The sequence below is a fragment of the Mesorhizobium waitakense genome (assembly GCF_056431085.1).
Map to the genome: position 1 here is coordinate 44,660 of NZ_JBWKME010000056.1, position 11,496 is coordinate 56,155.

Genomic DNA, 11,496 nt, shown 5'->3' on the forward strand with positions numbered 1-11,496 from the left:
CATTCAATCGCCACGGATCAACGACCCGTCGCTCCTCCAAGAAGAAAGACATATGCTGCAAGTCCTCGCCAATCGCACCTACCGCCATTTGTTTCTTGCCCAAGTCATCGCCCTAGTCGGCACCGGCCTCGCCACCGTCGCGCTCGGACTTCTGGCCTACGACCTCGCCGGGGCCAGTGTCGGCGAAGTGCTTGGGACGGCGCTCGCCATCAAGATGATCGCCTATGTCGGCGTAGCGCCTGTGGCGGCAGCGTTCGCCGAGCGCCTTCCGCGCCGGACGATGCTGGTCTCGCTCGATCTAATACGGGCGGCGGTGGCATTGGCACTGCCCTTCGTGACGCAGATATGGGAAATCTATGTCCTGATCTTCGTGCTGCAATCGGCCTCGGCGGCGTTCACGCCGACCTTCCAGGCGACCATTCCCGACGTGCTGCCGGACGAGAAGGAATACACCCGGGCCCTGTCCCTTTCGCGGCTCGCCTACGATCTGGAGAGCGTCGTCAGTCCGATGCTGGCGGCGGCGCTGCTGACCGTCATCAGCTTCCACAGCCTGTTCGCAGGCACGGTTGTCGGCTTCCTCGCTTCGGCCGCGCTCGTCGTCTCGGTCGTGCTCCCAAGCCCGAAGGCGACCGAGCGCCGAGGCATCTACGACCGCACCACGCGCGGCCTGCGCATCTATCTCGCCACGCCACGTCTGCGTGGCCTGCTGGCGCTCAATCTCGCGGTCGCCGCCGCGAGCGCGATGGTCATCGTCAACACCGTAGTGCTGGTGCAGGCGGAGTTCGGCCTGACGCAGCGCGCCACGGCGTTCGCCCTTGCGGCCTTCGGCAGCGGGTCGATGATCGCGGCGCTCCTCCTGCCGCGGCTGCTCGAGAACATACCTGATCGGACCGCCATGCTCGTCGGCTCCGTCATCCTGATCGCCGGACTGTTCATTGGCACGCTGGTTCCCGGTTTCGGGCTGCTGCTGCCGCTCTGGTTTGCACTCGGTCTCGGCTATTCGCTGGCGCAGACGCCGTCCGGCCGCCTGCTGCGCCGATCCTCGCAGCCTGAAGACCGTCCGTTGCTGTTCGCGGCGCAGTTCGCGCTGTCGCACCCCTGCTGGCTGATCACCTATCCCGTTGCCGGCTAGGTGCAAAGGCAGGTTTGCCTTTCACCTTCGCAACGCTCGGGCTGATCGCCGCAGTCGCCGTGTTCGTCGCGACGCGGCTATGGCCCGCTCACGACCCCGACGCGATCGAGCACGTCCATGATGCGCTCGACCCCGGCCACCCGCATCTTGCGGATGCCGCACCCGTCGGAAGTGGCCACAGGCACGCTCACGCCTATGTCATCGACGGCCATCACACCGAATGGCCTCGCCTCGCATGACGCGCCTGCTCAAATCGGTATCTCGCGATGCCTTTCAGTGACTGATCTCGCCCTCTATTCTGGGCTGTTTGCCGTCGCTTTCGCCGCCGCGACCATCCTGCCCGATGCAGTCGGAGGCTGCGCTCGTCGGGCTGCTGCTGGGCGGGTCCTTTCCAGCGGGAATCCTGATCCTGGTGGCCAGCGCCGGAAACGTGCTTGGTTCCGTCGTCAACTGGGGAATCGGGCTTGGCGTCGAACGGCTCCGCGACCGCCCGTGGTTTCCCGCAAGTCCCGCGATGCTCGGACGTGCCATGAAATGGTACCGTCGCTATGGAAAATGGTCGCTGCTGCTGAGCTGGGTGCCCGTGATCGGCGATCCGCTGACCGTCGTGGCGGGTGCCCTGCGCGAACCGTTCTGGAGTTTCCTTATGCTGGTGGCGATAGCCAAGACCTTGCGTTACGTCGTGCTGACGGCGGCCACGCTGAGCTGGATCTAGCCGATGTATATGTTCCAGCACCTGGTCGCGATCCAGCGCGAAATCTACCTGGCCTTCGCCGACCGGATCGGGGGCTTCGCGAAGACGGGCGACTGGGCGGTCCTTGCCGCCTACCTTCCGATGGGAATTGTCTTCGGCGCTGTCCACGCGATGACCCCCGGCCACAGCAAGGCAGTCCTTGCGACTTACCTGACCGGATCGACGGCCTCGCTTCCGAGGGCGCTGCTCGTGACACTGGTGCTGTCCTTCACCCATGTCACCACATCCGTCATCATCGCGCTGCTGTCGCTGCCGCTGGTCTCGGTGGCGCTCGGCAGCGTGGGCCGCGCGCCGCTGCTGGAAGACATCAGCCGGGGCCTGCTCGGCGTGATCGGCCTCTGGATGCTGTGGCAAGCCTTTCGACGGGAGCACGACGACCACGGCAGCCGTCAAGGCTCGATGGTCGGTTTCATGGCGGGCCTGATCCCGTGCCCGCTGACGCTGTTCGTCATGACGTTCGCGATCTCGCGCGGCGTCCCTCAGGCAGGCGTTGCCTTCGCCGTGACGATGATGCTGGGGGTGGCGTGCACGCTCTCTGTCGTAGACCTGGCGGCCGTGGTCTTCCGCCAGCAGCTTCTTCGGCTTCTCGAAACACGGCCACGCGTCGTGGATGCCGTCACAAGGGCTATTCAAATTCTGGCGGGACTTGTCCTGGTCATCGTCGCGTGGAACGCGATCATCGCGAAGTGAGCATGGGGACGCACTTGAGAGGTCCTCGAGGCGCGGTCGAGCCGCATCGTTGCCAAGTCGCGCAACGTATTTTGTGCCTGTTACTGACCGTCCCGCCGTTCCTCCGGCGGTCGAACCTTGCGAAACATCGCGAGCAGGAGGATGTCGTAGACAATCTTCAAGGCGCCTGCGATGAGCAGCGGCCAGCCGAAGCCTGAAGCAGCCAGCAGCGAGCCAGCCACGACAGGACTGGCCGCAGCCGCGAGGCTGCGCGGGACGGCGGTGACGCTCGCGGCGGCCGCCCGCTCGCCGGGTGTCACCACCGCCATGACATAAGAGGTGCGGGTCGGCACATCCATCTGTGACAAGGCGCTGCGGATCAGCAGGAGCACAATGACCGGACCGAGGCTGTGCATGAAGGGAATGAGTGCAAGGCAAAGGCTCGACGGCAGATGTGTGAACACCATCGTGTTCACGAGCCCGATTCGTTTGGCGATTTGCACGGCCACCAGATAGGACGCTGCCGAGAGGACGCCTGTAAAGAAGAAGATCGCGCCTGTCGCGGCGAGCGATAGGCCGAACTGTTGGAAAAGCCACAGAGCCAGCAATGACTGAACCACCAGGCCGCCTGCAAAGGCGTCGAGGCTGAAAAGCGCAGCGAGCGTCAGGACGATGCTCCGAGATTTGCGCAATGGCTCAGCCGGCTCCGCACCGACGTCGAGTGGTTCCTGCGGCAGCCGCCTATACAGAAGCAGCGCTCCGAACCCCAAGGCTGCATAGAGGAGGAAGGCGATCTGAAGCGCCTGCCTTATCTCCAGTCCGACAACCTGCCGAAGTATGTCAGGCGCGGCGGCAGCCAGAGCGCCGACGGCTCCGACAAGTGAACCGACCATGCTGTAGCGTGCGAAGAGCGCGGTGCGGTCGCGATCGGTGACGCTGTGAGCGAGTTGCGCGTGTTCCAGCGGCAGAAACACGCTGACATCGCCCGAGGACGGATTCAGCGTTCCGACGAACGCGATCGCTAGCAGCGGCCAGAAGTCCCTTACCAGCGCGAAGCTGATCCCTGTGGCGATCATCAAGACAGCCGCTGCGATCAAGAGCGATCTGCGGGAGAAGAGGTGCGCCACGAACCCGACGGACAAGGTAAGCGCTGCGGAACCCGCTAGCGTCGCTGAAGTCAGGATTCCGATCTGGAAGGCATTGAAGCCTAGCACGGCTAGATAGGCAGGAAGGAGGAGACTGACGAGTCCGTCACCAAACGCCCGCAAGCCTCTCGAAGCCAGCAGATAGGTAGCTGCCGGCCCAGCACCAGAAGGAAGGAGCGCAAACCTCCGGTTCGTAACCCTTTCGACAAGTGGATTAGCCGAACTCTGAACCGCCAAACCTGCCTCCTGCCCAGAGAACGGTTGCGTTGATTGCGTTGCTCAGATCGATCCTGTCGCGAGACCATAAAGCAGGCCAAGAATCGAGCACGCGGCGAGCACTTGGATGACTCCTATCTTGAAGCGGAATACCGCCAGCATCGCACCAAGCGTCAGGACCAGCGACGGGAAGTTCAATGAGGCGAACACTGGCACGCCCAGCTTCATCCCAAGCAGGCTGACGTCATGCAGCTCTCGGAACAGCACGTGAAGCGCGAACCACACCGCCAGGTTCAAGATCACGCCGACCACCGCTGCGGTAATGGCCGACAGCGCTGCCGACAGTGCCTTGTTGCTGCGCATGGTCTCCATGAACGGCGCGCCGAGGAAAATCCATAGGAAGCACGGGACGAAGGTGACCCACGTCGTCAGCAAGCCGCCGAGCGTTCCGGCGACGAGCGGGCTGAGCGCTCCGGGCGCCCGGTACGCTCCCATGAAGCCGACGAACTGGGTGACCATGATCAAAGGGCCGGGCGTGGTCTCGGCCATGCCGAGGCCGTCCAGCATTTCTCCTGGCTTGAGCCACCCGTAGTGCTCAACTCCTTGCTGGGCGACATAGGCGAGCACCGCATAGGCTCCGCCGAAGGTCACCATCGCCATCTTTGAGAAGAAGATGGCGATGTCCGTGAAGACATTGCCCTGCCCGAGCAGGAACAGCAGTCCCAGGACGGGCACGAACCACAGCAGGAGACACACAGCCGCGATCTTCAGCGACCAGCCGATAGATGGTCGGGCATGCACAGGCACCCCTTCGCCAAGCGCAGTATCGGCGTCGGCAACCTGCTTGCCGCCGACCTTGCCGTGGCCGTTGCCCGAGCTGAATGAAGCCCAGCCAGCGCGCGCCCCGACGAAACCGATCATACCCGCGACCAAGATGACCAGCGGAAACGGCGCCTGGAAGAAAAACAGGGCGACAAAGGCCGCCGCAGCGAGCCCGACCATGACATTGTTCTTCAACGCCCGCCTGCCGATCCGCAAGACTGCTTCGAGCACAATGGCGAGGACCGCCGCCTTCAAACCGAAGAAGAGGGCCTGAACGGCGCCGACGTTGCCGAAGATGGCGTAGATCCAGCTGAGCACCATAATGGCGATCGCGCCTGGCAACACGAACAGAATCCCGGCGACAAGACCGCCTCTGGTCTTGTGCATGAGCCAGCCGATGTAGATGGCCAGCTGCTGCGCCTCCGGTCCGGGCAGCAGCGTGCAATAGTTCAGCGCATGCAGGAACCTCGTCTCGCCGATCCAGCGCTTTTCCTCGACTATGATGCGATGCATCATGGCGATCTGGCCCGCCGGTCCGCCGAAGCTGAGCGCGGCCACGCGGGCCCACACCCGCGTAGCCTCAGCGAACGAAATGCCATGGCCGGGTGTGTCGTTTGGTCCGTTTGCCACCGTCATGGTGCTCCGTGCATTGGTCATGGGTGAGATCACCCGCGTTTCGAACGGAAATATCGGTAGAGATTGTCGAACACCGAAGCACCCGCGGCAATCCGCTGCTCATCGCTCGCGTTCGCCATGGCGATACCAGCAATCAAGCTGGCGATGCCGATGGTTTCCTCGCGACTGAACTTGGAGTCCTTGAGATCGATGTCGTGGACGACCTCGGCGATAGCCTGCAGCGCCGGATCGGCTATGCCACTGCGGCCAAGCAGCACCTCGAAGCTGCAGTGGTCTCCCTCATGTGTTATTTCGCCCTCGAACATGTCGAAGCGCAATTCGCCCTCCTTCGGCACGTATCCCTTGCCCGCCACGAAACGGATCGTTGCCTCGGCATCGATGAAGCGATGGATCAGCCAGCTGCAGGCGATGCGGTCGACATGCACGTCCCGGCGCGTGACCCAGGTCCGGCCCTTGAGCCCACCCGACTCGGCCGCCTTCTTCGGTTCCTTGGTCATGGCCTTGTCCTCTATAAGCTGGGCCTCGAGTTCGGCGATCAGTCCCTCGACCGCGAGGCGCCCGCTAGCGCCGAAGAAATCGATCGCGACGACTTCGGTGAGCCGCTTGCGCAAGCGGACGAGCTGCGAACGCGCTTCCGCATGTTTTTCCGACGTCGCCTTCGTCTTGATCCCGGCGACCAGCTCTCGTGCATTCGTGACGATCTTTGCGTATTCGGCGTCACGGGCAGCGTCGAACAACGCCCGCGCCTGAGCGTCCGACAAGCCATCGACGAGGCGCGCCTCGCATATCATGGCCTCGCCGCCACCCTCGACGATCTCCTTCAGGAGCCATTCGAAATCCTCCTGCGTCTCGGCATTGGCCGGCAGGGCGTAGACGGTGCTTTTGACTGCGACCGCGCCAATGCCTTGCAACCGTCGCCAGACCTTCACCCGGAAATAGGCGGGCTTGCTTGGCAGTTGATGGATAAGGAGCAGCCAGTGCTGTTCCTGCGATTCCCTCTCACTCATAAGTGAGCCGTATCACGAGCGTAGAAAAATGCAACACTTGTATCATATTGGATTTGAGCATAGCGTTCGCCTCCTCACGGGATGGGCCGTGAGGTCGGGCGAGGAAACTGATGCCACACCAGATCATGCCGCTGCCGTTCAAGCCGCCCCGCCTCGTCGGTCTCTCCGAAAGGATGTTGACGAGCCACTACGAAAACAACTACGGCGGTGCCGTCCGCCGCCTCAATGCCATCGAGTTGCGGCTCGACGGGCTCGACTGGGGAGCGGCGCCAGTTTTCGACATCAACGGTCTGAAGCGCGAGGATCTCGTCGCCGCCAATTCAGCGATCCTGCACGAAATCTATTTCGACGGGCTCGGCGGTTCTGGCGATGCGGCTGGTGATCTTGCCGCGGCTCTGGAACGGGACTTCGGCAGCGTGGCCTCCTGGCGCGCCAAGTTCATGGCCTGTGCCAAGGCGCAGGCCGGAGGCTCAGGATGGACTCTGCTGACCTGGTCGGAGCGGCGCGACAGGCTGACGATCCAATGGGCAGCGGACCACACTAACTGTCTCGCCGGCGGTATGCCGATCCTTGCGCTCGATATGTACGAGCACGCCTATCACCTCGATTTTGGCGCCAAGGCTGGCGCCTATGTCGATGCCTTCATGAAGAACATCCATTGGGAACGGGTCGCTTCCCGCCACCGCCGCGCCGTCGCGTAGAGTGATCCTTCAACAGGATCGGCATCGGACGATACGGTTCCAGCGATCGCGCCAGAGGAACTGCGGGCGCGCCTCGATCAGGGAGAAGATCTCGTCCTGCTCGACGTCTGCCTCGCCGAGGATCTGGCAAAGCGCAGTGACATGCTGCAAGGAGCCAAGCTCCGTGCCCCGGAGAAGATCGCGGATTGGGCAGATGAGTTGCCGAAACACAGGCCGGTCATCGTCTATTGCCTTTATGGCTTCCAGGTCAGCGGCGATGCCGTTGCCGAACTGCGGCGGCGCGGCGTCGATGCAAGTGCGCTTTCGGGCGGCATCGCCGCCTGGCATGCGATCGGCGCACCCACCGTCCCTCTGATAATCGGCGAAGAAAGGACTGCGTCATGAAATGAGGCTTGAAATAACGCGCGGCGTCGGCCGGGTATCTCGCCGACGTCCTCACCAGGATCGTCAACGGCCACCCAAACAGCCAGTAGACGATCTCCTCCTCCCGTGGGCCTACATCCGCGCTCCCGAACTCAGCGCAGTGGCCTGAGAACATCGCATACGTTTGATGAGCCGCTTTCCAATCTCGACGCAGCGCTGCGCACGCAGATTCGTGTCGAGATGGCCGACTTTCATTGAGCGGCTAAAGGCCACGATGGTGTACGTCACCCACGATCAAGTTGAGGCCATGACGCTCGCCGATCAGATTGTCGTTATGAACGCGGGTCGCGTGGAGCAGATTGGATCGCCGATGGAACTGATTCGAAGCCGCGGACGCAGTTCGATTCTTCTTGCGCCGATGACGAGAGCGATGAACCATTGTTCATTATGAAATGGGCTTCGATGGCTATGCCGACGGAGTAGAGAGCCGCGAAATCCTCTGCGGAACCAAGACAGGGCAGGCCAATGACTGAATCGCAAAATCCGATGATAGCGATACGCGGGCGTGCGCATTTCAGTCCGCAATGCGCGCCTGATGAAGGAAAGCACTCGGCTCTGATGGAAGCCGCAGTTAGCATGATCCGCGAAGCTGACGAGATTCCTGCCAACTCAGATGGTTCCTTGGACATCAAGCTCGGCGCCAAGGACATGATGGCCGGGTTGCCTCCCATGATGCTTGGGACCGACCAACTCATGGGAGCCGTCCAAACCGCGCGCGAGATGGGCATGGTCAGCTTTGCGGCCCAATTCCTGAAGCAGGCCCGCAGCCAATCAGCCGAGGCGGGACATCATGAGTTCGACCAGCAAATCGAAGACCATGCGACTTGGCTGTCATGGGCCACGGAATACGAGAAAGACAACGGAGCGGGGAGCCTCGTCGACCGCAGCCACCCCGTCTTCGCGAAGGTAGATAGGATGGATAAACGGGCGCAGGAAATTCTGGCTAACGTTTCCGGGCACTAAGATTATCGGGTTCGCGTAGAGGTACTTTCGACTCGTCTGATTCAGGAATCCCTAAGTTGGCTACTTTGCCAGTTAGGATTGCAGGCGAGAAGGATCGTTTGCCCGTCCAATACCAGTCTCAAGATTGCGCGGGAATCCTTGTCGTCATTTGCTCGCTGCAACAGCGGCGTCTTGTTGAGTCAGAAACAAGCGTTTCAGGATTCCTCGATGCGACCTGGCGACCCAGTACACTTTCTCGTCGACTGTAATTGGCGTGGCAAGCGGGCCGCCTGATGCCATTGCTCCTGGCCGTGTCATGAAAATCCTCGGATCATTCGTTGGGCAGTCGTATCCGAGAATTCTTCATTCGAGGCAACAACTTCCGCAAAAATGGAAACCCGCGAACTGACGGAACGAGATTGCTACCGAAATCGGAGCAAAAACGGTCGGCACGCAGTTGACCATAGACGGCTACGCGCATCCAGAAAGCTCGATTCTGGCGGTTCAAGGCTGACGCCTGCAACTTACGCGGGAAAACGGTGGAAATTCGCTGGCGATGGTGAAGCCTAACCAGGCAACGAAGAGGTCCCCCAGCGACCTGCTCAGGCCGACGGCATCGCCGCTCGGCCCCTTTCCTCACGTCTGGATATCGACCATTCACCGTTTGTTCATTATATTAGAGTGCGATCATAAATGGACATGCTGGTAGCTCGTACATGCCAAGGGCCCCGGCGTATCGACCCAGCGCCGGGGCCTTTTTACTTCCGCATGATCCATTCCAGCAATCCGGGGTCGACTGTCTCTATGCGGGCAAAATCACGGACCATTTGCGTCGCGTAGTCACGCCACTGGTTTTCGGGAATTTTCTCTTCGATGACTGCTTTGTGGAAGGCGCTTCGCAAGATTTCGCAATCAAGTGCGGACATCCTGAGCGGATTGGTTTTCATTTCAGCCCCCAAAGTGCACGAGAGTTAGCACAAACTCTCTTCCCCGCGTTTTGGGGTTATACGCCGTACAGCACATTTCGCGGGTCAATCCAACTAGGTTTCTCGAACAGGCAACCGCCGAAACGGATTTGTTCAACGTTGCCGAGAGCTGCGGGTGTTCCGTAGAAGCCGACATTCGCGAGGTCGCCGGTCACAGACGGTTCATGGTGGCGCCCTGATCTTTCGCGATCACATGGCCACCGTCGCCGCATCGCTGCCCGAGCCAAGACGTGAGTGTCCAGGGTCTTCCAAGCGCCGATTTGCCCGGTTAGGGTTTGCAGGGGGCGCGAACAACCGGGTGAACGAAGGCGATGATGCTGGAAAAACTGCGCGCCTGTTGGGGGTTTAGCCCTACCGTCGACAGGAACGTCGCCCTGGTCGAGGGCTTTCTCGAGGGCAGGCGCTTCGCCGCGCTGGCGCAGGAACATGGCTTGTCCACATCAAGGGTGCGCCAAATCATCGAGAAGGCCGATCGGCTCGTGGGCGGCGGCATCCTGACCAGGGTTGAGCCGTCCAGGGCCGCGCGCCGATCCGATTTCATGGTTGACTATCCTTATGTGTGGGACATGGCCCAGCTGCATCGGCTGGGTAGCGTCACTCCGCATCACTTCTTTTCCGAGTTGGAACGCGCGGGCTCGCTAGAGCGACTGGTTGAGAAGATGAAGCGGTTGCCAGGGCGCGCTCCAACAACACGCGAGCTGGCGCGCCTCGTGTGGCAGAGGGAGAGGGGCGAGAGCCCATGGCCGGCAATGAAGCGATCGGGCATCGTCGAACCAAGTTCCCCAGCCGACCATGCGGACCGCGGCCTTCAATGCAAGCTCGCGTTGGAACCGGCCTTCCTGGAATTGGTTGGGCGCGCGGCGGACACCGGCTGGAGCGAGGACGAGATAGCCTACTCGCTCATTGAACTCGCCAGCGCGCGCCTCAAGGGCGAGACGCCACTTGATCGGGATGGTGCCTCCTGAAACAGGAAATGCAGCCATATTGCCAAAACGCCAACTAGGCAGCAAGCGCCGCAGCCATCCTGCGCAACTCAGGCATCATCTGCGGCTCTTCGGGCTCAACGATCTCGGAGCCAATGTCCATCACGATGGACTTGACCAATGTTGTCTTATTCAGCGCGCTTTTCTTGACGAGTTCGTCGAACTCGTCGCCAACGCGTGGGGTTATTTTCATCGAAAGACGTTTTGACGGGGTGTCGTGCCAGCTTTTCCACTTCGCTCGATGAACCTCCGCGTTTTTGCGAAGCCGCTCAACCAAGGAATCGTCGTTTACGGACCTGTGCACGAAGTATGCGATCAGTGACTTCCGGAGGATCACGCCCGCAGAAGGATCAATCCGATAGGACGCCAGGTCCAACGTATCTATAAACGGCGCGGCCATAACCACTTCCAAGGGCCTGGAAGCAATCTCGCGAGCAACGCGGATCGCTGGCGTCGACTGCGGGGGGATAGCCACAACGGTACCACACTCGTCGCAGGTAGCCGCCATGATCTGCTTTGCCACTCCGATCCCGCTTTGGAAGGGCACATCGTGGTAATCGAAAGTCGTCGTAACGACTTTCCGGCATTTTTCGCAGAGCGCCTTGCTCCTATCTCCAGCATACCAGATTTTCATGTTAGCCTACCTTGAGGGATGTACACTTATGAAGACCGTGTCAGGGTCAACGAAGTAGAATTTTATGTACCATCCATCTCGCTTGAGGATGTGGACTTCAATGCCCTTGAACTCATGGTGTTCAGAACTCTCATGATGCGTGCCATTGCACCTGTCGATGATCGTTATCAGTTGCTCGGGGGAGATGTCGCCAGTCATCAAGGCATTCTTGTCCTCGATGCCCCCACGGGCCGCATGCTGATAAGTACCTTCCTTCAGTGCCTTGATGACGCGATACCTGACACCCTTGAAAGCCATTAGCTCACTCAATATACGAAGGTCTTCGTAAAATTCAACAAAAAAGTCACGCCGCAAACGAAAAAGGGCTTGCGTGACGCGTTACCAAACGGACAACTAATACCAACGGTCTCGGGTGCTGACTCTTTTGTGATTTTGGAGCATCTCCG

At 60.8% G+C, this 11,496-nt stretch carries 12 protein-coding genes and 4 pseudogenes; 10 read left to right on the forward strand and 6 right to left on the reverse strand.

Translation table 11 applies throughout. The features are described from left to right. The first annotated feature begins 52 nt into the window (after positions 1-52). From AC07FD_RS13990 to AC07FD_RS14000, 3 genes and pseudogenes are all read left to right on the forward strand, one after another. Positions 53-1,371: pseudogene (locus tag AC07FD_RS13990) on the forward strand (MFS transporter). A 37-nt stretch (positions 1,372-1,408) separates the two neighbouring features. After that, positions 1,409-1,847, forward strand: a pseudogene (locus tag AC07FD_RS13995) (YqaA family protein). 9 nt (positions 1,848-1,856) lie between these two features. Beyond that, complete coding sequence (locus AC07FD_RS14000) at positions 1,857-2,576, forward strand: HoxN/HupN/NixA family nickel/cobalt transporter (RefSeq protein ID WP_095081714.1); 720 nt, start codon at positions 1,857-1,859, stop codon at positions 2,574-2,576. A gap of 80 nt (positions 2,577-2,656) precedes the next feature. Here the strand turns inward: AC07FD_RS14000 and AC07FD_RS14005 are convergent, their stop codons facing one another. The 3 genes from AC07FD_RS14005 to AC07FD_RS14015 all read right to left on the reverse strand — a co-directional run bounded on the left by AC07FD_RS14005 (position 2,657) and on the right by AC07FD_RS14015 (position 6,381). Then, on the reverse strand, positions 2,657-3,841 hold the full coding sequence (locus tag AC07FD_RS14005; protein WP_245330999.1) for an MFS transporter: 1,185 nt from the start codon (positions 3,839-3,841) through the stop codon (positions 2,657-2,659). A 138-nt stretch (positions 3,842-3,979) separates the two neighbouring features. Beyond that, entirely contained in the window at positions 3,980-5,395 is a 1,416-nt protein-coding gene (chrA, locus tag AC07FD_RS14010; protein ID WP_095081627.1) for a chromate efflux transporter, read from the reverse strand. A gap of 8 nt (positions 5,396-5,403) precedes the next feature. Further along, positions 5,404-6,381 (reverse strand): chromate resistance protein ChrB domain-containing protein, encoded by a 978-nt coding sequence (locus AC07FD_RS14015; protein WP_206073663.1) that lies wholly within the window; start codon positions 6,379-6,381, stop codon positions 5,404-5,406. Positions 6,382-6,491: 110 nt separating this feature from the next. On the opposite strand from AC07FD_RS14015, the gene AC07FD_RS14020 reads away from it, so the two are divergent. Beyond that, positions 6,492-7,082 (forward strand): superoxide dismutase, encoded by a 591-nt coding sequence (locus AC07FD_RS14020; protein WP_206073662.1) that lies wholly within the window; start codon positions 6,492-6,494, stop codon positions 7,080-7,082. A 9-nt stretch (positions 7,083-7,091) separates the two neighbouring features. On the opposite strand, the gene AC07FD_RS14025 is transcribed toward AC07FD_RS14020, so the two are convergent. Next, positions 7,092-7,232 (reverse strand): hypothetical protein, encoded by a 141-nt coding sequence (locus AC07FD_RS14025; RefSeq protein ID WP_206073661.1) that lies wholly within the window; start codon positions 7,230-7,232, stop codon positions 7,092-7,094. Between AC07FD_RS14025 and AC07FD_RS14030 the strand changes: the two genes are divergently transcribed. The 4 genes and pseudogenes from AC07FD_RS14030 to AC07FD_RS14045 all read left to right on the forward strand — a co-directional run bounded on the left by AC07FD_RS14030 (position 7,179) and on the right by AC07FD_RS14045 (position 8,468). Continuing rightward, positions 7,179-7,466: a rhodanese-like domain-containing protein gene (locus tag AC07FD_RS14030; protein WP_342586843.1), complete on the forward strand. Its 288-nt coding sequence runs from the start codon at positions 7,179-7,181 to the stop codon at positions 7,464-7,466. The genes AC07FD_RS14025 and AC07FD_RS14030 overlap by 54 nt on opposite strands. Positions 7,467-7,501: 35 nt before the next feature. Next, positions 7,502-7,614 (forward strand): annotated as a pseudogene (locus tag AC07FD_RS14035) (transposase domain-containing protein); the annotation flags it as partial. Between the two features lie 14 nt (positions 7,615-7,628). Beyond that, positions 7,629-7,824: pseudogene (locus AC07FD_RS14040) on the forward strand (sugar ABC transporter ATP-binding protein); the annotation flags it as partial. Positions 7,825-7,970: 146 nt separating this feature from the next. After that, positions 7,971-8,468, forward strand: coding sequence for a hypothetical protein (locus AC07FD_RS14045; protein WP_143748659.1), 498 nt, complete (start codon positions 7,971-7,973; stop codon positions 8,466-8,468). Between the two features lie 737 nt (positions 8,469-9,205). Here the strand turns inward: AC07FD_RS14045 and AC07FD_RS14050 are convergent. Next, positions 9,206-9,394, reverse strand: a complete 189-nt coding sequence (locus AC07FD_RS14050) for a hypothetical protein (RefSeq protein WP_095081624.1) — start codon at positions 9,392-9,394, stop codon at positions 9,206-9,208. A gap of 350 nt (positions 9,395-9,744) precedes the next feature. Between AC07FD_RS14050 and AC07FD_RS14055 the strand changes: the two genes are divergently transcribed. Then, positions 9,745-10,398 (forward strand): hypothetical protein, encoded by a 654-nt coding sequence (locus AC07FD_RS14055; protein ID WP_478350327.1) that lies wholly within the window; start codon positions 9,745-9,747, stop codon positions 10,396-10,398. 34 nt (positions 10,399-10,432) lie between these two features. Here AC07FD_RS14055 and AC07FD_RS14060 read toward each other — a convergent pair whose 3' ends face one another. Beyond that, complete coding sequence (locus AC07FD_RS14060) at positions 10,433-11,050, reverse strand: hypothetical protein (protein ID WP_095081621.1); 618 nt, start codon at positions 11,048-11,050, stop codon at positions 10,433-10,435. 18 nt (positions 11,051-11,068) lie between these two features. Between AC07FD_RS14060 and AC07FD_RS14065 the strand changes: the two genes are divergently transcribed. Further along, positions 11,069-11,350, forward strand: a complete 282-nt coding sequence (locus AC07FD_RS14065) for a hypothetical protein (protein WP_167391975.1) — start codon at positions 11,069-11,071, stop codon at positions 11,348-11,350. Positions 11,351-11,496: the final 146 nt, after the last annotated feature.

Excerpts from the sequence above, each read along its gene's own strand:
- AC07FD_RS14045 (WP_143748659.1), top strand. The coding sequence starts at position 7,971 with ATGACTGAATCGCAAAATCCGATGATAGCGATACGCGGGCGTGCGCAT.
- AC07FD_RS14020 (WP_206073662.1), top strand. The coding sequence starts at position 6,492 with ATGCCACACCAGATCATGCCGCTGCCGTTCAAGCCGCCCCGCCTCGTC.
- AC07FD_RS14015 (WP_206073663.1), bottom strand. The coding sequence starts at position 6,381 with ATGAGTGAGAGGGAATCGCAGGAACAGCACTGGCTGCTCCTTATCCAT.
- AC07FD_RS14000 (WP_095081714.1), top strand. The coding sequence starts at position 1,857 with ATGTTCCAGCACCTGGTCGCGATCCAGCGCGAAATCTACCTGGCCTTC.
- AC07FD_RS14065 (WP_167391975.1), top strand. The coding sequence starts at position 11,069 with ATGTACACTTATGAAGACCGTGTCAGGGTCAACGAAGTAGAATTTTAT.
- AC07FD_RS14060 (WP_095081621.1), bottom strand. The coding sequence starts at position 11,050 with ATGAAAATCTGGTATGCTGGAGATAGGAGCAAGGCGCTCTGCGAAAAA.
- AC07FD_RS14050 (WP_095081624.1), bottom strand. The coding sequence starts at position 9,394 with ATGAAAACCAATCCGCTCAGGATGTCCGCACTTGATTGCGAAATCTTG.
- AC07FD_RS14055 (WP_478350327.1), top strand. The coding sequence starts at position 9,745 with ATGATGCTGGAAAAACTGCGCGCCTGTTGGGGGTTTAGCCCTACCGTC.
- chrA (WP_095081627.1), bottom strand. The coding sequence starts at position 5,395 with ATGACCAATGCACGGAGCACCATGACGGTGGCAAACGGACCAAACGAC.